A 21240-nucleotide genomic window follows, 5' to 3' on the forward strand; every position below is an offset into this window, starting at 1 on the left:
AGATCCGTCGCTATTTTTTAGAGGAAAAAGTGGGTCCCTATCCTTGCGAACCACCGGGTCCCTATCATGCGTACAGGTGGGGCCCTATCATGCGAACTCCAGGCTCCCTGTCATGCGCGCTGACACTTTTTGCGTTTCTGCCGCTTCGATCACCAAGTTTGGAATCTCCGAGCGTGTGTCTTCTGCAAATCTTTCCCAATAGGCTTCTCCCTCTTCTTCCTCATCCAAAAAACCAAGGGCTCCATTCCTTAAACGCCACTCCTTATGCTTTCCCTCAAACACCTGCATCATCGCTTCTTGAAATTTTTCTACAGCTTCTTTGTTGTCATACTCCTGCCAACCCAATATCAACGCGAGGACAGTGTCCGCAGACCCAAACCAGTTTGGATTTTGACGCACTTGTGCGTGCACCTTTTCCGAGGTCACCGCAAAACAATTTCCCATTGCGGTGTAAAATAATTTTTCAAATTGTGTATTAAACTTTACAAATTCTTCTCCGGGCTCCCCTCTCCCTTGAGGGGAGAGGGTTAGGGAGAGGGTGACCTCGGTTAACACTTCTTTTCCACACCTCGCCAGCAAACCCAATCGATACAACACATGCACAGCCTCTTCCAATTTCATATCCTCAAACAAAGGCCCTATTTTATCCAGCAAGGCTCGGGATTCCTCCACTCCCATCAATCCAAAAATCCCCATCACATAATGCTCTTCCAAATAGCATCGTCGTGGAGTATCGCGTTGCTCCGCAATTTGCCGCGCAATCGCAATCACCGTTTCACTTCCCAATCCAGCCTTCATATACATTAGAGCGATCAGATTCGCCGGATTCAGACGGTTCATCTTTAAGCCTGAAGCTACACTCTGGAGAGATTGCCCTTTGGTATAAAGTTCAATCATTAAACCAGGAAGACGCTTAAGGAGTTGCTCTCGAATATGTTTATTTTTAAATTCAAACAAAGAAAGAATAATTTTTAAATCTTCGGGATAAGCTTGAGTGGCTTTCTCGAACACGGCATCCAAAGCCTTGGCTTGTTCAGGATAATGCAGATAAGCTTCTATTAGTCTGAGGACTTGATCTTGTGCTTCCTCACTCCCAGCAAACATATTCCAGAGGGGTAATAAAGCTTGCACCACTTCTATTTCTTGACGAACTCGTCCTTTGAGATGACCTGTATAATCGAGTTTTTCCGATCCAGTTAAACATAAATTCTTGAGTAATCCTTGTTTGAAATAGGCATCCAGTTTTTCTGGATCTCCATAGCCTTCCATAACGAGGCGATACAAAAGCTCCGCTCCCATCAAACGGGCAAAGCTTTGTTCCACTAAGGTTCCCGACCTCATTAAATTTCTCAATTTATCATTCGAAAGTTCTTTGAGAAATTCAGCTGGATATTGAGGGATAAGATATTCCATCCCCACCGCATATTTTGCATGTTGAATATTATTCAACCCAATGAGGCGATGATGACGACCCTCCATCTGATACATCAGTGAATATTGCAGAGGCAATTGCATCGCAATCGCGGTCGTGGCCGCGGTCAGAGTGAGTCCCACTCCGCCCGACACAAAATTGGCCACGAGAATTTTTGCATCCGGATCATTCTGAAAAGCCTGAATCGCCTTCTCACGCGCCGTCCCCGTCACAGTGCCATCAATACGAACAACAGATCGTCCCCTCTCCCCTTGCGGGAGAGGATTAGGGTGAGGGGACAAGTCAGAAAATCTTCTTTCAAGCACATCCAACACCTCCGTATTCCATGCCCACAAGATCACTTTTTCTCCACGCGCTATTTTCTCTCTAACCCGCGCGTCCAGCTTTTCATACATCGGGTTAGGCGTCGTAATCCCAAAATATTCCGGTGTATAAATCACCTTATGAATCGTCTCAAATTTTTCGAGAGGATTGATATTATTTAAATCGATAAGCTCTGCAGCTGCTGGAAGATTCTCATTAAAGACCTCTGCCCAACCGCGATAATCCGCAATCATCCAGGCAATCAAGTCGGATTGTTCCGAAGAGAGATCATAATGCCCCCAGATTTTAGGATCCAGGCGTTCAAAGCGGGGAAGGCGAAGGGCGTCATTTTTTAATTGTTCTTCAAAAGAAACTTCGGAAGGATCTTTAAAATTGAGCAAGGTATGGCGTTTGGTGCGGCGCAACAGGTAGCGCCGAAGTTCCGTGTGTAGAAGCTCCAAACCTCGGCTTGATTGGCAATAGAGATTTTTAAAGGCCTGGAAATCGGGATAACGTTTCTCATCCAGATAATTCAGCAAGGTCCAAAACTTCTCGGGCTTGCTTTGATAAGGCGTTGCTGTCAGCAACCATTTGCGGGGCGTAGAAATACCGGCAATCGCATTTTGACGTAAGGTTTCGGCATTGTCTGTCATCTGCGCTTCATCCACCACAATGACATCCAAACCTTCGGTGAGTTTTGCATACCCAACAGGATCGTTTTTTTGTAAGGCTACCAAGGTTTCATAATTGGTGATGCGATACCTTTCACCATTTAAGGCCTGTAGCTGCTCACTTCTCATCTTGGGATCACCGCTAATCACCACGCGGATGTCCTTCTCACTCACACAGGCATGTGTCCTAATTTCGCGTTTTATATTTTCTTTGTTAGAGGCCGTTGTCACCCACAGCACCCGTTTTAATCCCAAATGTTCCACAGCAGCAATCGCCTGATAACTTTTTCCCATTCCCGCTTCATCCCCCAAGATGACCAGAGAATGCGTGGTTAAAAACCGAGCCCCCTCTTTTTGATAACTTGAGGCCTTGCTGCGCATATTTTTCAATTCAAAATCTTCATCAGCCTTAAAATATTTGAGGGTTTCTTCTTGAAGTCTTTTTATAAAGGGATGCCCAGAATTATTGATAGATTCTTGCAGCTGCAAAATAAATTGCTCGGGATTTTCTTGGTAAGACGTTCGAGAAAGGCGAATGAATAAATCCAGCTGATGTTGGAAGCTTTCTTCTGAGAGATCAATTGCAGCATTTTCGTCGAGAGCCTTAGCCAATGCGGCAAGGTAACGCCGGCGCATTTCCCAATTGTCTACTTCTTCTCTCTGGATTTTGGCAGACTTTTCACTGGCAACCTGCAAGCCCACATAGACTTGAATGAATTTATCCACGTCGTTGTGTTGGAAAACTTCGGGTTTCAAAAGACTCAGCATTTCGCGAAGGAGAAGGGTATCGGAAGAAAATAAATCCAGAACCTCTTGAAGGTGCTGTGCAGCAATATATTCGCCAAGAGACTCTTCACTCATCTCTTCAAAGGACTGAAGATTAAATAGTCTCTCCTTCCACTCCTGCACAAGGCTCGAAGCAGAAAGTGATTTTGTATCACCCGCTTTAAACCCTCTGGCCTGGCGCACTCGTCTGACAAGGGTGTCTAGAGTTAAATCTTCCTCTCCCACCCGATACCAGCGATCTTTAAAATACTTTTCACTAGTGCTCATCGCTGCGGCAGAGGCCTGGGGATAAAGTTCTGCATCCTGCACCACGATGGCCCTGACTACTCGATCAATTTCTGCCTCGGTCCATTTCCTTGGATCTTGAAACTGAAAATCCCCTGCTAACACAACCTGGGAACGTGAACTTTTAGAAATCCCAAACAATTTCTCCTTCCACTCCTGCACAAGGCTCGAAGGAGGAAGTGTTTTTGTATCATAAGCTTTAAATCCTCTGGCTTGGCGCACTCGTCCGGCAAGGGTGAGTAGCTTTAAATCTTCCTCCCCCACCCGATACCAGCGCTCTTGAAAATACCTTGGGCTAGTACTCATCACCGCGGCAGAGGCCTGGGGATAAAGTTCTGCATCCTGCGCTACGATGGCCCTGACAATGGCATTGATGTGCTCCTCTCCCATTTTTTTTGGAATTTCCATTTCCACTCGAATAGGCAAAGGATTTTCTCTGCTTCCTAAAGGAACTGTAGAGCTTGCTGAAATTTCTGAAGCGGTGTTTCTTCTTTCATTTTTTCTCTTAGGCCTTTCACCCGGCGTTCCCACTCCCCCCATTCCCATAAACAAAAAGGCCTGGGAGAAAAGTAGGTCCTGGAGAAAATCACTCATATTTTGAAGAAAACCGTAAACTCGTAGACTGGTGAACTGGTAAACTTGTTCTAAAATAGAATGATTTGATGCAGGTGCGGATTGTAAACTCGTGGGCTGGTAGACTGGTAAATGGATGGGGGATTTTTTGTCATCTCGAGCAACAGCGAGAGATCCAGTGGGGGCAATTGATGGGGAGAGGGGAAGTGCTGCAGCCCCCAGCGCCCCCACATTCATCAAGTTCACCACATTAAAATGATTCGTCACTCCTCCACCCAACTCGTCAATCGCATTGGCGGCAAAACCGTAAATACCGCTAGCTTGCAAGATCTGCTCTTGTTCCAATCCCAAAGAAACCCCAATCCATGTGAGGAGATTAGTGGTGATGACTTCTCCCCCCCACATCTCCGGCACAAAATCCAAGAACTCCCATCCCCAGGTGCAGCAAGGGGTTGTGAACAGGGATGGAATGGATGAAACCCCCGATGGCATATTCGGAAACTCCCGATCCCACGCCAATGAATACACCTTTTAAAAATTGCCAGGCCAGAGGCACTGCATTTCTGTGCACTTGCTCACTCGTTATGTTGCCCATTTGATGGGCCAGTCCAATCCCCGCCTGCACTGCACCATTCACCCCTCCACCGATGGCAGCCAAGGCCAGGGCGTAGCCTGAAAATCGTGTGCGGGAAAGCACGGCGCTCAAGTAGCCCGAGGCCACGCTGGCCGTATAGTTGGACAACATCGAAAGCTGATCCCCCGCATTATTCGCAAAAAGAATACTTGCTCGCCCCAAGGCATTTTCCATTTCATTGAGGCCCACTTGCCGACCCAAAGCACCCTCCATCGCTTGATCGGCCCTTTGGGAAGAAGCCGCCTGAACAATTTGCATCAGGGTTTCTGCTTGTCCCGCACGGGTTTGCTGTGCAGTCTCTTGGGCACCTTGAGAAAAAAGAGCATCGCACCAGTGATTGTAATTGTCTGACAAGCCGTGGATAAAAATATATTCGAAGCGGTGGCCCCACACCAATAAAGCACCCTGAGTTTCACAGAGAAAATCTCGTCCTAAACTGAGACACTCGGGAATAAAGTGGATGTCATCGCGAGGAGTAGGACGACGTGGCGATCCCCCTGTTGCACTCGGGAGATTGCCGCGCTGCGCTCGCAATGACAAAAGTGCACCCAAAGCTATAACCCTACCCAAATAGCGTGAAGGAGGAGCTAGACTGCGTGCGGTTTCTACTAAAATACGCAAGCTACTGGGGCTCATCTGAGCTTCACTTTGATGAATAAAATTCAAAGTGCGATGACCGGCCTCGCTTTGGGTGAAGGCTTGAAATAGAGCCACGGATTCCGCAGAGAGATTGTTTTGGATATGAGCCAAAGCCGCTTCAAAACTGGAAAACTTACCTGCCTGAGTGAGCAGCAAGGCTTCTTGAATGATAGATTGGAGAGTTTCTTGGATGTGAGCCTCTGCACTAAACTGGGCCACAAGAATTTGAGAGGCCAAAACACGCTGTCGCAAATGGAGGCCAGAAGCCCTTTGGGCTGCCAAGTCTTGAGTTGTGAGGTGTTGGTTTTTGCTAAAAATTGCCAGGTTTTGTAAAGAGCCCCAATCCGCCTCCTCAATCTGAGCCCCATTCACTCCGATATTTTCTTCTGCCGACAAAAACGGAGTAGAAGACTGATGAAAGACGGGGGCCCTATTGGAGAATAAACCTTGGGTCATGACCCAAAAGTTATCGGGGATTTCTTGGGAAAGTTGCTAAATAACCTACAAAATAAATTTAAGATTTAAACTGTACTAACTGCTGCTTTTCTTTTTGTACATTGCGTTTGATGGCAATCACCAGTGAACGGGCACGATTCGCAAAATTGTTTTTGCCATCTGTGTCTTTTATAATGGCTTCTCGAAAATCTTCAGCAGCGCGTCTGAAATTCTTGTGGATAAGATAGATTTCACCGCGATTCACCAAGCTCGCCAGGTCTTCGGGATTGTACTTCAGCGCCTCGGTATATTCAAAAACGGCATCGACATAATTTTTACGCTTTTGATAAATACTCCCCATGGCTGCATGATAATAAAAGTTTTTCGGATCCAAACTCATCAGGCAGTCAAAAATTTTCTGGGACTCCTGCAGCTTACCGTACAACAGCTTGATGTAACCCATCTCCGCCAATTGGAGCAGTTCCTTTTGAGGGATTCCAGTCAGCTCTGCATAAGAAATTTTTTTGGAAAAGAAACGATAGAGTAATTCAATGACGTATTTTTTACGATGCGGCGTGGGATCAAGCAGTTTACTTTTTCCACGTTCATCGGCAAGCAATTTGTCTCGTTGTTCGATCTCGTTCAAAGAAAAACCCCTTAGTTCATTTTACTACTGGTCTGTTTTAGACTTTGATTTTGAATATCCAAAATTTTTGAAACCATCTCTATGCGCTCGGTACGCCAACGCAAAACATTTTGCATTTGGTCGGTCAGTTGCCTTTCACTGTCTTGAACATCACTTAAATTATATTGAGCCAAAGCAAGTTTTTTGGCACCTTCTGGAGTAGAAGAATCTATACCCGAAAGTTCGGCCATGATATCCCGCTTTTTTTGCGCAGTTTCTTCTGTCTGTAAAACCAGGTTGGATACCGTATCGCGAGCTTTACTTTCTGAATCCAATAAACCTCCAATCCAGCCTCGTGCAGAATCATCTTCTGAAAAATAACTATTCAAAGTTGCTCTATCATTTTGCTCCGGGTCCATAACCCCCAAGACACTCACAGGGGTAGCGGGTGGAGGGGGGGCTGAAGGGATTCCTCCCATCAAATTACGCGTAAGTCCCATTCCTATGGTATGACCTTTAGCCCCACCAGCGGGGGAAGCTTCATATCCCCTCACTTGCTGGGCCTGAACCGAAGCGTCTTCTCTTCTTGAAAAGTTTTCCAGAAATTGGGCATATTCGTCCTGGTCATTCCCAGAAACCTCTTGATCCGCTGAAGGAGTTTGGTTGGAGAAGAAAATCTTATGCATGGCCTCGGCCTGCTTGGGCTTTAAAAAACCGATTTCCTGCCAGTGATTGATCAAACCTTCACTGATGTCTGGAATTCTGTCTTGATAAAGCTGCCCCTGAGAGGTGTCCCGTGCCAAAAAAGCGGTTTGTGTATAAGCCCGAGGATCTGCAACACGCCCTGCATCTGCCTTATAATCGGTTTCCCAATGTCGGGTAGTTAGAACCTGAAGACTTTGCCCCATGGTTTTAAAATAATTCCTGCACGCTGGATCAGCCAAAACATCGACGCCCAGTTTTTGAGCAGCTCTTTCGATAAGGCTTTTATCAACATTGAGCTTTTTTGCGGTCTCCTCGGCAGTGGAAACCTGGGGATTAATTTTACACAGGCTACTTGCATAGGAATCAATTCTTCCGGCCATAGGGGTTACTCACGATTTATTTTTTCGAAAAGCCTAGACTCCTGTTTGGGAATCTTCAACCTGTCGCGTTCTTCAGTAATATTTTTTTTCAAGGCCCTGGCTCTACTCAACCAGGAACTTCTTTCCAGTTTAGGATTCTTTAAAGCAAAATCGAGCTCTGCAATAGGTTCGTTGAAATATCCCAGCTGATACAATATCTCCGCTCGATTAATGCGAGCACTTGTTTCTTTAGGGTCAATTTCCAGGGCAATAGTATAAGCGGCCAGCGCATCATCCAGCTTAGCAGCCTTGTGATAGGCCGAAGCCAGGGCCGTCTGATATAAAACATTTTTTGAGTCTAGAAAAGAAAGCACCCCAAAAATTTTTTCAGCTTCCCCATATTTTCCACTTTTAAGATACAGATAGCCGGTTTGGGCAAGCTGGTTTAAAAGTTTAGGATCTATCGATTCCAGCTGGGCCAAGCTGATTTTGCCCTCAAGATAGCTTTCGAATTGACCGGCTACTTTTTTTGCATCTTCTTCGGAAATACTTTTTAAAAGAGCAATGAAACGATCTAACCAGGCATTGTTTTCTTCTGCCTCTTTTGAAAGCCTCACACCTTGACTCATATCTATCCCCCTATCGATTGAGAGATGATCTTAAGTTTTTTTTCGTGAAAGGTCATTTACTTTTTATCCCCTTGTAATTGCCTTCATCGCACGACTGTTTATTTCGGTAACGTTAGACAAAGTTTCGTAGCTTTCAGTGAGTTTCCGAATGACTTCGGTGTAACCATCGGTCAGTTGTCGATCGCTGGTAGAAACTTCCTGCAAGGTGTTAGTCATGAGCCCCATCACTTGAGAATACTTGGCCTGCTTGTTTTGAAAGTTTGCAATGGTTTGAGGATCGGTAGAACCCGTGTTCATAGGGGGAGCATAATTGGCCATGGTCTTGGCCAGCATGGCCTTCACGTCTTTGGACTTATTCATTTGAGTTAAATATTCCCTGGCTATTTGTTTTGTATAGGCTTCCTGCTCATTCGTCATTGCTCTCAGGGCACCGACGTAATCCCCCATCATTACCATAAGGGCAATTTGCTTGATCTTTACAAAGGCCTTGTCGGCTTCTTGTGCCTTTTGTTTGGTTTCCTGGATTTGATCGTCCATTTGGTTACTTTGGGTTAACCCTTGCCACATACGGGTGTTTTGGCTCACCCAATCAAAGGAGTTGTTTTGGTTGGGATTGATACTCCGCGGATTGTTCGGATCATAAGCACCACGGCCAGTCGTATTCTCAGAAACTGTACGACCTAAACCCTCGCTCAGCGTGTGTCTGGATGTCCCAAAGCCGCTGTTGTCCCCTTGCGCACTTACAAAAGGTTCTGGGACCTCGCCTTCTGCTGAAGGGGGATTATTGGGATTTGGCAACAGCCCCGCATTCTGAAGCTGGTTGAGCGTAAAAAATACGGTCTGCCCGCTAGCATTAGTGAAGGGAACGAAGGGAAGATTTAGATTTGCAGCCTCCGCTACCTGCTGCATAAACTCGGATGAAGAAGAGGCCTCCACCAAGTCTGCAGCAGAACCTGCCTGCATTCCTGAATTATCAGTACTTCTTGGGCTAGAATCGCTTCGAGAACTCTTATTAGTAGAGTCGCGCCTCACATCCCGTGTTTGAGAAGGGTCTATATTATTATCTTGTCGACTAGTTGGGGCTCGGGATCCTGAAACTGGCATAGAATGCTCCTTTTATGATAGATACATCAGCTTATGTATCGGGTAGCACAGGGGCCTAAGTTGCTTTGATTTTAGCCTATTTTAATAAAAAAGTTAGCTAAATATTACTGCCACTTGATGGAAGGCAAAAATCATTTTTTTAAACCAATATTGGGACTGCTCCACAATAACAGGCAATGCCAAATAAAATAACAAAACCCCTGAAAAGCCCTTGATGGAAAAACCCATTTCAAAGACATTAATCATGGGGGCAATACGGTTCATGATCCCCAAAACGAGGTCTGCAATGAAGATGGCGATGATAATGGGTGCTGAGAGTTGCAGACAGATGATTAAGGTATCTGCCGATAAACGGGTTACAAACTCAAGCAAGGGAGAAAAACCGGGAGCGATGGTGGGCAAAGTCAATAAAGGCACCTTCTGAAAGCTGGTGATCAGGGCCTCTAAAAAATAGCAATGCCCTCCTATGAGGATAAAAATGACGATGGAAAATTGAAAAAGAAATACCCCCAAAAGAGAGGCTTGAGAGGCCAGGGCTGGATTAAAAATACGCGCATTGGCCACATATCGCTGGTTATCCACCATATTTCCTGCCGATTGAATTCCATAAAACACCATCGTGTTAATTAGGCCCAGGAGCATGCCATAAAAGGCCTCTTTTAAAAAAAGAGCGAATAAAATAACCTCATTTTCCGGAATCTGATTGGAGGGAGTTAAAGGGGCAATGAGGGGATAGCAAAAAACGGTGAGAGCGAATGCCAGGGCGGTTCTTACGGTCCCTAATACAGGCCTGGCACCTAAATAAGGTGTCAGGCTTAAGGCTACCATGATGCGAATAAAAATAAGGCCGCCGATGAAAAGAAAAGATAAAAAGCTGTTGGAAAGCTTGAAAATATCGTTGGCGTCAAGAGAGAAAGCATTCATCGGGCAAGGCCTCAGCGGACGTACTTTGGAAATTGATCAAGCAAGGTCATGGTAAAACTCACCAATTGAAGCATGGCCCACGGGCCAGTGAGTGCTAAAGTCACCATTACGGCCACTAATTTTGGGACAAATGTAAGGGTTTGTTCCTGAACTTGGGTAGTGGCTTGCAAAAGAGAAATCATTAAACCCAGAATCATGGCCACCAATACAGGAGGGGCTGAAAGAATAAGGACAAGATAAAGAGACTGTTTTGAGATCATTACCAAATAGCTATTTTCCATAAATATTCTTTCTAAATATAACCCATTACCAAACCCTTGGCGATCAAGAACCAGCCATCTACCAATACAAATAACAAGAGCTTAAAAGGCAAGGAAACGGTGACAGGGGACAATTGAAACATGCCCAAGGATAACAGGATATTCGCCACCACCATATCAATTACCAAAAACGGCAAAAAAACGATGAAGCCAATCTGAAAAGCCCGGGAAAGCTCACTCACCACGAAGGCAGGAATTAAAACCAGAAAATCACTATTTTGAACACTTTCACGATCTTCCGACCTTCTCATTTTTCTGGCTAAATTATAAAACAGACTCCTCTCTTTTTCGTGCGCAAATTTGCTGATAAAAGCCCTGAAGGGCTCCTGCCCTTTCTTTACCGCCTCTTGCGCCAAAGCCAAAGTCGCCTGAGACATAAACCCCTCATTGGAATTTTGTTGAATCACCGATTCTGCACTATGATACACGTCTATAAAAACGGGGGTCATGATATAAACCGTCAAGATTAACGACAAGCCGGTAATCACTTGATTGGGAGGGATTTGCTGGGTTCCCAGGGCATTTCGAATGAGGGCCAGTACGACGGAAATTTTCACAAAGGAGGTCATCATGATAATGATGATGGGCAGGAGTGAAAGCGCCCCAAAGGCGACCATCATCATCAGAGGCTTAGACACGCCTTGGTCGTATTTTCCTTGAGCCCAAAGGGGTTCAGCAAAAAAAACAACCACTATCAGAAGAGTGAAGGGGAAAATAAAACTAGGCTTTTTGTTTGGCTTCATGGCTTTGATCCGGGACACTAAATGTTTTCTTTTGAAAATCCTGCACTGAAAATTCTAATAAAGCAGAGAGGCCTTGCTCGCTGCTACCGACCAACACTACCTTTTCAGCCACCTGTACCAGATACAAATTTTTTCGGGGTTCAATCCCTACTTTTTCCAAGACCTGGATTTTGGATCCCTGCAAGTTTTTCATCCAGGGTGATTTTGGAATCAAATACTTGATCGCCAAAAAAGCCAGAGCACTCACGAGCAACATCGAAACAATCACTTTTACAAACATCCAACCAAAACTAAGTTCGGATCCAGGAAGTGCGGCTGGATCTAAAACGGGCTGAGATTCGGCAATATTAAGTAAAAGGGTTAGCATGATTAATATGAATCAAATATTTTTAAAATGCGTACTCCAAGTCGCCCATCAATCTCAACCAACTCTCCTTTGGCAATGAGTTTCCCATTGGCGACTAAATCGATAGCTTCATTGGGCATCTTCCCCAACTCCAACACCTGCCCCATCTTCATAGAAACCACATCCTTCACCGTTACCGATTTTTTACCCAAGACAGCGACAATCTGAACGGGGATATCAGAGGTCAAATTCACAATCTTTTTTTCGGGGTTTGTATAGGCTTCAGTCTCTGAACTCGCTTGCCCATGACGATCTGCGCTATCATTGTAGGCATTGTCACCAATGTTAAAATCGGACATATCAAATTGATCTTCAGGGTTTTTACCCATGATTTCCTCCATAATAATCAATCACCTTAACCAACACTGGGGATTCCGCAGAAACCACCTGAGCCAAAAAACCCTGATTTGCATTCTCCCCTACTTTAACCACCACATTTCCAGAAAGTATTTCATCACTAAAATGACAAAAGGTCTGATCAAACAAAATGACATCCCCTCTTTCCAGCTGATTCTTTTCGGCAATAGTCAATGTCACCGAACCGATTTCGGCCAGCACCTGAGTTTTGATATAGTCCATCTCGGAGAGCCTTTTCAGGCAACGTTTATTCCACTGAAGTAGCCAATCCTCCGAATAATGCCTTGTTTTCAGAAACAACCCCTCAACCAGAGGATGCGGCAAGGCTATCAGCAAATAGCCCGATTGTCCTCCCACTTGAATCCGCAGATGAACAAGCGCCACTGCTGTTTCCTGCCTTTGAAAGGCAGCCAGTTTTTTTGTTCCCTGGTGCAAGGCCTCAAAACGAAACTGAAGCGAAGTATCCTGATTGTTGGCATTATAGAAAAGAGAAAGTACTTTTAAAATTAGGAATTCCAGCACCCCTTCCTCAAGAACACTCAGATTGCGCATTTCAATCGGGACCTCGCCCTTGGCACCCAAGAGACGGTGAATAAGCCCAAAAATAAATGTGTAATCAAATAATGCAAAGGCTTTGCCTTCTAAGGGTTGTACTGAAAGCTGCCCCAGCACACAGAACTCTGGCAGGGCTTGCATGATTTTTCTTAAATTGGATTCTTCAATTCTCTCCAAGCTGATCTTAGCCTCTTCACGAAACTGCTGAGAAAGAAATTCTTCGACTGCTCGTTTAATGGGGAGTTCATCCAACTGGAAAGGCAGATAAGAAAGGAGAGCCTCTTCAATTTGAAGATCCCGAGAACTCAGCTTTGTGAGCCCTTCAAACTGATAAGGCTTTACAACTGGAGATGAGGTCTTATCCATAGTCGCTCAACAATTTACATTGAAGTTACAAGAAGAGCTATTTCTTTTTTCCCTAGCCCATAAACTTTACCTGAATCTGGGAAAGCTGCACGCCTTTTTCTTGCAAGGCTTCACTTATATTTTGTTTTTCGCTCTCGAACAAGCGCTTCACTTGAGGGTCACTCGTGATAAAAGAGACTTCCACTTTACCATTTTTACTCGTAACCTTTAGCGAGAGCCCGCGAAATATTTTTTCGGAAAGATCCAGGTGTATCTCTTTTTGATCGTCTTTGTTCATTCCCACTTTTATCACTTGGATAATCTGGTCGAGTACTTGTTTGGGGATCTGAGAACTTGGCGTGGGTCTTTGAGTTTTTTCGATATTAGAAAAAGAATCCACTCGGGGAACTGCTATATTGGCTGGGCCTGGGTTCGCTTCCGTACGCAGTGCGGCAAAACGCCCCTGCCCTCCTGAAAATTGTTTAGAGTCCCCCTGTCCTTTCTGCTGCCCACCCTGTCCTCCTCCACTACTCCCTCCCGATCCACCTCCCGAATTTTGTTTTGCATTCACCTGTTGGCGTAAACTTAAATCCTTCACATTTTTTGAACCTTCGGTGCTCTCCGAACGATGGGTTTTAGAATCAGAATCTTTATCTCTCCGAGATTCATTTCTTTCTTTTGGTTTTTCTTTTTCTTGGACTTTCTCCTTAAATTTGCTCTCAAAAGCAGAAGCCGATTCTTCAGGTTTTGTCTGTAAATTTTCTTGAATGAGATTGTCTAAAACATTATCAAAGGCGCTTTTGGATTCCTTGGTTTGATAGGCTCTACCCGCCTGTTGGCCTATTCTCGCTTGAGAAACATTATTCTTATTATTTTGAGACTGCCTTTTTTTATCGTCTGCAGTGGCCTGCTCTTGAGCAGAGGGTCTATTGTTTTCGACTTGCATAAAACTTCCTCTCATTTTGAGCGAATTTCAAAACCAATTATTTATTGGAAGAAGCCATTTTACGTATTTGAAAAATGGCATTCCCCAATTCATTCATTTCTTTCTGCTCTTTTGCATCCAACGTTTTCATCACCTTCTTGACCCACATTTCTTTGTGCTTTTCCATCGTCTGAAGCTCTTTAGAGGCCTGAATAAAATCTTTTTTTGCAGTCTTCACTCTCTCTTCTGCACGTTCAATTTTTTCATGCTGAAGCTTTATTTCCTGGTCTTTATTCGTCAAATCGTCTTGCAATTTTTCCAAATAATTTAAGTGAATCGAAGAATCAAAAACCCTCGTCTCTCCTGAGGTCATATGCTGACTCATCTTTAGACGAGCATTTAATTTAGCAGCGATGATTCCTTTTTTTTCTTCTTCTAATCGTTTTAATGTTTGCTTCTCTTCCTCCAATTGTTTCTTGGCGTGAGAAAGCTCGGCCTCCGCAGCCTTTTTATTTCGCTCCTTCACAACCAAAAGCGCTTCTAGCCTATATTTGTATCGTTTGGGCAGCCCCATAAAGTTTCGTCTTTTTTAACAATAAATTACAAGAATATGCTTTTTAGTTGTTCGATACTGTCTGGAAGATCCACTTTTTCATCGGTACGCTGCTTTAAAAAGTTGTTTACCTCCTCAATCTTTTCAATGGCATAATCCACTTTCGGATCTGAGCCTTGCTCATAAGCACCAATTAAAATGAGGTCTCTTTCTTTTTCATAACTTGCAATAACTTCTCTTAACTTTTGGGCTGCCTCTAAATGCTCCGGATCCACCACGTTACTCATAACGCGTGAAATGCTGTCAGGGACATTAATAGCGGGATAATGCCCACGACTGGCCAAGTCTCGAGAAAGAATAATATGCCCATCGAGGATGGAGCGCACCTCGTCAGCTACAGGCTCGGTCATGTCATCCCCCTCTACCAACACGGTATAAAAGGCTGTGATAGAGCCTTTTGCAGAATTGCCTGCTCGCTCCAGAAGTTTGGGGAGAGTCGAAAACACGGAGGGTGTAAACCCCTGACGAGCAGGAGGCTCACCCACCGCCAAACCAATCTCACGCAAGGCTCGGGCAAAACGGGTAACAGAATCCATCATTAATAAAACTTTTTTACCCTGGTCTCGAAAATACTCCGCAATGGAAGTCGCCACATAAGCAGCTTTACAGCGCACTAAAGAAGGGCGATCAGAGGTGGAAATGACCAATACCGATTTTGCCAGCCCCTCCTCTCCCAAATCGTGTTCAATAAAATCACGCACCTCACGGCCGCGTTCTCCGACAAGGCAAATCACATTCACCTCCGCTTCGGTGTTTCGCGCAATCATCCCCAAGGTAGTGCTTTTTCCAACCCCTGCCGCGGCAAATACCCCAACGCGCTGCCCTTCCCCGCAGGTAAGTAACGCATCAATGGCCTTTACCCCTACCGAAATAGGTTTCAATATCCTCTTGCGTTGCAGGGGATCAGGCGGAGAAGCCATAACGGGATATTCCTCAGAAAGCTCAAGAGGCCCTCGTTGTTCGATGTCCATTGCCTCACCCAATCCATCGAGTACTCGACCCAGCAGATTATTTCCTACTCTTACTTTTAGAGTCCCTCCACTCGGGAGAACTTCATTTCCTGGGCCTATCCCTTCCAAGTCTCCCAAAGGCATGAGCAATACTTCTTTGTCTTTAAACCCCACCACTTCGGCTTTGATGGGCATTTTTTTGTGTGCGCTTTCGATATAGCAAAGCTCTCCAACACGAACACCAGGAACAGAGGCCTTTACCACCAGACCGGTTAGCTCAACCACCTTTCCTTTAAGACGATAAGTGGAGAGGGAATCTAACACTCGAACGTAACGTGAAAGATCGATTTGGGGCAAAATCGATTCCTCTAAGATCAATTCGGGTAAATCAATATTGCTCATAGGCCTAATGCCTTTTTGATGGCAAAAAGTTGGGTTTCAAGCTGGGCATCTAACGTACCGATCTCAGATTCCACCAAACAACCTCCCAATTTTACGGAAGGGTCCTCTTTAAAGACTATGGATTTGTCCGCATCGATTTTAAGTACCCAGGCCTGCTCCTCTGTCTTAATGCGCTGGTAATCTTCAGGTCGTAATCGAACAGTCAGCTTTGCCCCCTTAATTTCACCTACTGCCTGTTTTACAATCTGCAGCAGTCCTTCGTCGTCTCTTTCTAAAACCTTACCCACTACCTTTTCTGCAATAGCAAAAGAGAGTTTTAATAGCTGAGCTTCTATATTTTCAGATAATTTATCTTTCAAAACATAAAGCTGATTCAAATATTCCAACACTTTTTTCTTGCCTTCTTCCAAACCCTGCTTTTCAGCACGTTCCTGAGTAAGCACCTTTTCTTCCTCAACTTGTTGCAAAAGCTGACGCGCTTCTAGGCGGATTTGTTCGGCTTCCTGCCTGGCTTCTTCCAAAATCACACGCGCCTGATCTTGCGACTGCATTAAATCTTTAGAAACGACCCCACCACTATGAACTGGAAACATTTCGTGGCGATAGGTCTGGTCTACTTTCGACTTTAGATCCGCCCGTTTGTTATAATCTTCTTTTTTAACAATAGTCCCCATAAGGCCTCTTAATAAAAAGCGTGGCTCGGTAAGTCTGCTATTTTTTCCTGAATAAACCTCAAAATACGCTGACGTACTGTTGAGGCCTCTCGAACTCGATTTTGCTCCAAGTAGCGTTTTAACAGATAAGCCATCTTTGGCGGCAATCTCAATTGAATGGCCTTACTCAAATTGGCATCTTCGGGAATAAAAGCCTTCGTAATGTAGGCCAGCCCAACCTCAAAAAAAAGATTTTCGGGTTCAATCGTCTCCAAAGCCAGGTTCAAAAGCAAACTTTGAGATTCTGAAATTTCACGGGGGGAAATCTTTTGGATAGATTTAACCTGCCGTTGCAGAGTTTTCGCATCTTTTAGAGGAAGCCGATTAAAAAGGGCCTTGAGTGCACTTTTATGAAGCCCTTTGAAGGCCAGCGCCAAGCGTTCTAGACCAATTTGACTGAGAAAAGATTTTAGAAAATCAAGTTTTAAATAATAAAGGATGGCAAGAGGTTGCTCCTCAAAATTTTTTGAGGGCTTTTCATAATAAAACTGGGAATAAAAACGCTTCTGCAGAATTTCAACAAGCGCAGGATCAAGCTGGGCCTTACTGTCAAAAATTCTTAATTTTTTCAGAAAATCTTCCGGCATAGCCTGCAAGATTTGCTTTACCTTAGAATGTCCCAATGGGCGGATCAAATGGATGACCACAAAAGGATTTTCTTGTTTTAAGGCTTCCTGGAGCCAACCCATGTGAAGCTCTTCGACAGGTCTTAATTTCTCTTGCTCCTTGAACTTTCTAAATTCCCTAAGAATAAACTTTTGCCTGTCATTTTTGGGGAGGCTCAGAATTTCTCGAGTGAAGTCTATTAAAGACGCTTCTAACGCTTCTGAACCAAAATGAAATAATTCAAATGCATTTTCATGCTCCGCCAAGCAGGCCAGCATTACCATTACTCTCTTTGAATTATCTATCTGTGCAATTCCTTGGGGGGTCATATGGAGTTTATTCTATCTTCTTTTTAGTTTTTCCCAAACAAAAAACCCCTCCTATTAAAAACTAAATAGGAGGGGTTCTCAATGAATGATTAAAAAAAAACTAACCTACTTGCAAATTGATAGTAGACTGTACGGAACGGACAGCGAGTTCAGTTCCACGAACCAACACTTCACTCCCCATACTGGCCTTCTGCATGGCTGCCTGCACCGCGCAAAGCTCTTGAGGATTCATCGATTTTTTGGAACTCGCCATACTCAACAATTCTTCCATCTTGTTTTGTTCGCGATTGAAATCCCCTAAAAAATCGAAAAATTGCTCTTTTTTGGGGTTTACATCACCCACTTCCTTGGCATTCTGAGCAAATTCCACACGAATGGACTCCGCAGAATTTCCGGAAAGCTGGGTTTTGTTTCCAAAACCAGAATCCACCATCTCAAGCATTTTATCGGTAGATACATTGCCACTTTGTAGAGTTTGATCAAGCACCGCCTTAAACCCTCCACCTTCACTCGGAGCAGGGCCTGAGCTTGGAGCAACCTTATCAATCATTGTTCTGCTGAGTTCACTTAAAATTGGATCCATATCATTCTCCTTTAAAACAACATTACGAATTTGATTTAATTTGCATGGTGCTAATTTTCTTAAACAGCACCTCAAGAGCTCGAGAGTGCAAGCGCGAAGTCCAAGATTTAGACAAACCCAATTTTTCACCTGCTTCTTCTAAAGTTCTATTTTGAAAATAATACATTTTTATCAACTTCCGTTCTTTGTCTCCCAACTCCTCTATTGCCTGCCGCATAAATTCTTTAACTTTTTGGAACTCTGCCTTACTTTCAATATCGTTTGATTTCTTATCTTCTAAGTCGAGAGGCTCCTCATTAGCATCGATTGAAATAATATAAATGGAAGCGAGTGAATTGACTGTTTCATAAACTTCACTGATTTCTTCCTCTGGACTGCTATCTTTCTGAAGTTTTTTCTCGGATAGGTTTTGCAGGTATTCGTTCGAAGCCTGTTCAAACTTGATCCTTGCGTACAGAGACCTTGGAATCCAACCTGTTTTGCGAAGGCCATCGTAAATAGCCCCTTTAATGCGGTAATAAGAAAAGGTCTTGAAATCAACATTATGCTTGGGATCAAAGCGCTTTGCCGCTTCCAAAAGCCCCAAGCGGGCATTCCCTATAATTTCTTCGCGATCCGCATCATTAGACAAAGTCTGACAAACCTTATTAGCAATAGAAGTTGCGTAAGGGAGGTATTGTTGAATCAAAACGTCTCGTTCGGCATTTTCATTTTTTGCCATGACTTTTCGAAGCGGAAAGAGAACTGCTTTTTCTTTTTTTTGAGACAACTGGGCAGTATTAGTTCCCATCGAAGTCCTCCCTTGTTTAAGATTCTACGACGAACTCATCGACTCCAATCTTAAACTAGAGCACAACCCATGCCATCTCGCCGTCTTAGCTTTTTATTTTTTTCAAAGAACAACACTTTGAAATAAATAATCTTTTTCTACCCACCTCCAACTACAATTTAAAAAAATAAAAAAACTGTGGACTAAACTCCCCAAACACCTCCTCAAAGAAGGTACAGAGACCTAAGTAAAACGCGGGGCCTTAATGGGCGAATCCGCTAAAACAGTTGAAATCTGATTCACCATGTCCTCTTTCATCTTTGAGCCTAAATTGGAATAGGGATTCGTAGGGTTTTGAATCACCTTTCTGACTACTTCCTGAAAAACTTTTTTTCTTTCTCGAAATGAAAGTTCCTGGTCTTGAAGTACTCCTCCCAAACTTTTCAGAACCTCTTGGGGATTAAGTGCTAACTCAAATTTACTCGCAACACTGTTGCTCGTTTTCTGAGAAGAGAGAGGCGCGTTCAAGCCCCAGCCCATCGGCGGAGGAGGCCGATGTCGATTAATAGGATCCGCCATAAATTTCCTTCTTCAAAAAAATTAAACTCCGCGGTCAATCAGTTGAGAAGTCATCCCTGATTTATTGCTTAAGCTTGAATTAACTTCTTTTTCTAAGCCTCGAGTGAAGGGAGCCCATTGTACTGAAGGGGTGTTTGATGATGGTGATAAAGTCGCCGCCGCCACATTTTGCTGATAAAAACTATTAAATCCTGGAGCCTCAAATTCCACCCCTTGTGAAGACGCTGAGCCTTCATCTAAAGCTGCATCCTGGGCACGTTTGTTATCCATGCGAGCAACCGCCCCATCTGCAAGTTTCTTTGCCCCGTACAAGCCGGCTGAAGCTGCCATTCCTATGGGTCCAAAAAACTTACCTACAATAGAGCCTATAGCACTTCCCCAACTCACAAATTTGGCCAAGAAACGTTTGAATTTTTCACCGGCCGTAGGCTTATCCAAAGCATTGCCTCCCACCACCTGGCGATATTCAAAGCGCATGACATCAGGCGTTATCGTCGGCAAATTCGTATTGCTGGGTGAATCCATAAAAAACCTCCCTTTTGAACCATACACCTAACTTATCGGTTTTGAAGGGTTCAAAAGTTTCGTAAAAAATGCGTTTATTATCACTTTAAATTTTGAGATCCCACGTCTGAGATTAAGGGAATATCGTTCGATCCAGAATCCGGTGCACCCAAGAGCCTGGGATCAGCCCCTCCCCCGCCATTTCTACGTCCGGACTGATTGTCATCCTGAGAAGAATTTTGACGAAGTTGAATGAGACGAAAGAGCGTAAAAATTAAAGCCCCAGATAAAAAAATAAATATCCCTAAGGTAGATAGGGAATAAATTTTAAAACGATTTTTAGATTCTGGCGAAATCTGTAGTCCCATGTAACTCACAAAATTTACCATTTTTTCTGCAGCAACAACCAGGTTTGGATTATCGACATAGGTAATAATTGCGGCCACATCCCTGGGATCCAGATTTTCAACTGCATTGGAGATAAAACGCTGGACCTTAGCCTCGGTTAAATCACTACCATCTGCACTTTTTCGAACACGAATGACTACAGAAGCTGTAGGATGCTTATTGGGCTGACTTTCAACCGCAAACTCACTCACCTCAGGGATATTCAAGACCACATCGGCTTCTACAACCCCTGGAATACTTTGAAGTGAATTAATGATCTCGCCTTTCAGTGCCAACAACCTTCTGCATTTTTCTTCCTCGGGGGTAGGGATAAGGGCCTTTTCTTTGCAAATACCCGAAAAGCCCAATTCCCTGGTTTTTGGCAGCTTATTATCCACCAAGATTTTACGCGCCAAAGGTTCGTCTTTGGCAAGGACCTCAATGCTCCACGACACCTGCTGGGATTTTTCTTCTCGAGTTTTTTTGGCTTCTATCCCCCGATCGTGCAGGGCCACCAGAATTTCGTTGGCATCATTTTCCTTAAGATCTTGATGCAAGGCCACTCTTGTACATGCGGAGAAACAAAACAAAAAAACTAGCACCGCCATTTTAAATATTTTCTTATTATTCATGATTTATTTTGTTTCGGATTGTTCGTTGGGATTAAAACCTTTGCGAATTAAATCGAGCAAGGAACGTGAAAATTCCCCGGTTTTGCCGTGGGCATCCAGCTTTGAGGCCTCCTCCAAATATTTAACAGCCTCTTCTTTTTGCTGATTAAAAAAATAGGCCTCGCCCAAGTAGGCCTTCGCAAAAGCACTGTCAGGCACGAGCTCCAGGGCTTTTTTATAAACTTTGATAGCCTCCTCAAATTTGGATTCTACAAAAGAGACATTCCCCAAAGCAACCATAGGGACATCGCTACTTGGGGCTAAGAGACACACGCCTTCAAATATTTCGCGTGCCTCTTTAAAACGTTTCATGGCCATGTACAGGTAACCCGCTTCCAGCATGATTCTTAAATTCTCCGTCTCAAAACTAATCATAAAA

The 21240-nt window shown here is 44.1% G+C and carries 23 protein-coding genes; all 23 read right to left on the bottom strand.

Annotated elements, in window-relative coordinates:
* Positions 1-87 precede the first annotated feature (87 nt).
* The 23 genes from HQM15_10075 to HQM15_10185 all read right to left on the bottom strand — a co-directional run bounded on the left by HQM15_10075 (position 88) and on the right by HQM15_10185 (position 21236).
* The gene (locus HQM15_10075) at positions 88-4464 is read right to left on the bottom strand and encodes a hypothetical protein (GenBank protein MBF0493112.1); all 4377 of its coding nucleotides are present in this window, start codon (positions 4462-4464) and stop codon (positions 88-90) included.
* Positions 4427-5779 carry a hypothetical protein gene (locus HQM15_10080; GenBank protein ID MBF0493113.1) on the bottom strand — a complete coding sequence of 451 codons (1353 nt, stop codon included), beginning with the start codon at positions 5777-5779 and terminating at the stop codon, positions 4427-4429. The genes HQM15_10075 and HQM15_10080 overlap by 38 nt, the downstream gene beginning before the upstream one ends.
* Positions 5780-5837: 58 nt before the next feature.
* On the bottom strand, positions 5838-6404 hold the full coding sequence (locus HQM15_10085) for a tetratricopeptide repeat protein (protein MBF0493114.1): 567 nt from the start codon (positions 6402-6404) through the stop codon (positions 5838-5840).
* 11 nt (positions 6405-6415) lie between these two features.
* Positions 6416-7468, bottom strand: a complete 1053-nt coding sequence (locus tag HQM15_10090; GenBank protein ID MBF0493115.1) for a hypothetical protein — start codon at positions 7466-7468, stop codon at positions 6416-6418.
* 5 nt (positions 7469-7473) lie between these two features.
* On the bottom strand, positions 7474-8076 hold the full coding sequence (locus tag HQM15_10095) for a hypothetical protein (GenBank protein MBF0493116.1): 603 nt from the start codon (positions 8074-8076) through the stop codon (positions 7474-7476).
* 63 nt (positions 8077-8139) lie between these two features.
* Positions 8140-9180 carry a hypothetical protein gene (locus HQM15_10100; protein ID MBF0493117.1) on the bottom strand — a complete coding sequence of 347 codons (1041 nt, stop codon included), beginning with the start codon at positions 9178-9180 and terminating at the stop codon, positions 8140-8142.
* A gap of 93 nt (positions 9181-9273) precedes the next feature.
* Positions 9274-10104: a flagellar biosynthetic protein FliR gene (locus HQM15_10105; GenBank protein MBF0493118.1), complete on the bottom strand. Its 831-nt coding sequence runs from the start codon at positions 10102-10104 to the stop codon at positions 9274-9276.
* Between the two features lie 11 nt (positions 10105-10115).
* Positions 10116-10385, bottom strand: a complete 270-nt coding sequence (fliQ, locus tag HQM15_10110) for a flagellar biosynthesis protein FliQ (GenBank protein MBF0493119.1) — start codon at positions 10383-10385, stop codon at positions 10116-10118.
* 11 nt (positions 10386-10396) lie between these two features.
* On the bottom strand, positions 10397-11167 hold the full coding sequence (sctR, locus tag HQM15_10115; GenBank protein MBF0493120.1) for a type III secretion system export apparatus subunit SctR: 771 nt from the start codon (positions 11165-11167) through the stop codon (positions 10397-10399).
* Positions 11145-11534 carry a FliO/MopB family protein gene (locus HQM15_10120; protein ID MBF0493121.1) on the bottom strand — a complete coding sequence of 130 codons (390 nt, stop codon included), beginning with the start codon at positions 11532-11534 and terminating at the stop codon, positions 11145-11147. The genes sctR and HQM15_10120 overlap by 23 nt, the downstream gene beginning before the upstream one ends.
* Before the next feature lie 2 nt (positions 11535-11536).
* Positions 11537-11902, bottom strand: a complete 366-nt coding sequence (locus tag HQM15_10125; GenBank protein ID MBF0493122.1) for a FliM/FliN family flagellar motor switch protein — start codon at positions 11900-11902, stop codon at positions 11537-11539.
* A complete protein-coding gene (locus HQM15_10130) occupies positions 11895-12851 on the bottom strand; it encodes a hypothetical protein (protein ID MBF0493123.1) in 957 nt (318 codons plus the stop codon). Before HQM15_10130 ends, HQM15_10125 begins: the two co-directional genes overlap by 8 nt.
* Positions 12852-12903: 52 nt before the next feature.
* Positions 12904-13776, bottom strand: a complete 873-nt coding sequence (locus HQM15_10135; GenBank protein MBF0493124.1) for a flagellar hook-length control protein FliK — start codon at positions 13774-13776, stop codon at positions 12904-12906.
* Positions 13777-13813: 37 nt separating this feature from the next.
* Positions 13814-14329 carry a hypothetical protein gene (locus tag HQM15_10140; GenBank protein ID MBF0493125.1) on the bottom strand — a complete coding sequence of 172 codons (516 nt, stop codon included), beginning with the start codon at positions 14327-14329 and terminating at the stop codon, positions 13814-13816.
* Positions 14330-14355: 26 nt separating this feature from the next.
* Positions 14356-15720, bottom strand: coding sequence for a flagellar protein export ATPase FliI (gene fliI / locus HQM15_10145; protein ID MBF0493126.1), 1365 nt, complete (start codon positions 15718-15720; stop codon positions 14356-14358).
* Positions 15717-16394 (bottom strand): hypothetical protein, encoded by a 678-nt coding sequence (locus HQM15_10150; GenBank protein ID MBF0493127.1) that lies wholly within the window; start codon positions 16392-16394, stop codon positions 15717-15719. The genes fliI and HQM15_10150 overlap by 4 nt, the downstream gene beginning before the upstream one ends.
* An 8-nt stretch (positions 16395-16402) precedes the next feature.
* Positions 16403-17368: a hypothetical protein gene (locus HQM15_10155; protein MBF0493128.1), complete on the bottom strand. Its 966-nt coding sequence runs from the start codon at positions 17366-17368 to the stop codon at positions 16403-16405.
* Positions 17369-17468: 100 nt separating this feature from the next.
* On the bottom strand, positions 17469-17951 hold the full coding sequence (locus HQM15_10160) for a hypothetical protein (GenBank protein ID MBF0493129.1): 483 nt from the start codon (positions 17949-17951) through the stop codon (positions 17469-17471).
* 22 nt (positions 17952-17973) lie between these two features.
* The gene (locus tag HQM15_10165) at positions 17974-18741 is read right to left on the bottom strand and encodes a sigma-70 family RNA polymerase sigma factor (protein MBF0493130.1); all 768 of its coding nucleotides are present in this window, start codon (positions 18739-18741) and stop codon (positions 17974-17976) included.
* 222 nt (positions 18742-18963) lie between these two features.
* Positions 18964-19299: a hypothetical protein gene (locus HQM15_10170; GenBank protein ID MBF0493131.1), complete on the bottom strand. Its 336-nt coding sequence runs from the start codon at positions 19297-19299 to the stop codon at positions 18964-18966.
* Positions 19300-19320: 21 nt separating this feature from the next.
* The gene (locus HQM15_10175; GenBank protein ID MBF0493132.1) at positions 19321-19824 is read right to left on the bottom strand and encodes a hypothetical protein; all 504 of its coding nucleotides are present in this window, start codon (positions 19822-19824) and stop codon (positions 19321-19323) included.
* An 80-nt stretch (positions 19825-19904) separates the two neighbouring features.
* The gene (locus HQM15_10180; protein MBF0493133.1) at positions 19905-20822 is read right to left on the bottom strand and encodes a hypothetical protein; all 918 of its coding nucleotides are present in this window, start codon (positions 20820-20822) and stop codon (positions 19905-19907) included.
* 3 nt (positions 20823-20825) lie between these two features.
* Positions 20826-21236, bottom strand: coding sequence for a tetratricopeptide repeat protein (locus HQM15_10185; protein ID MBF0493134.1), 411 nt, complete (start codon positions 21234-21236; stop codon positions 20826-20828).
* Between the last annotated feature and the right edge of the window lie 4 nt (positions 21237-21240).

It is taken from the genome of Deltaproteobacteria bacterium (assembly GCA_015233135.1).
Classification (GTDB): Bacteria; UBA10199; UBA10199; order JADFYH01; family JADFYH01; genus JADFYH01.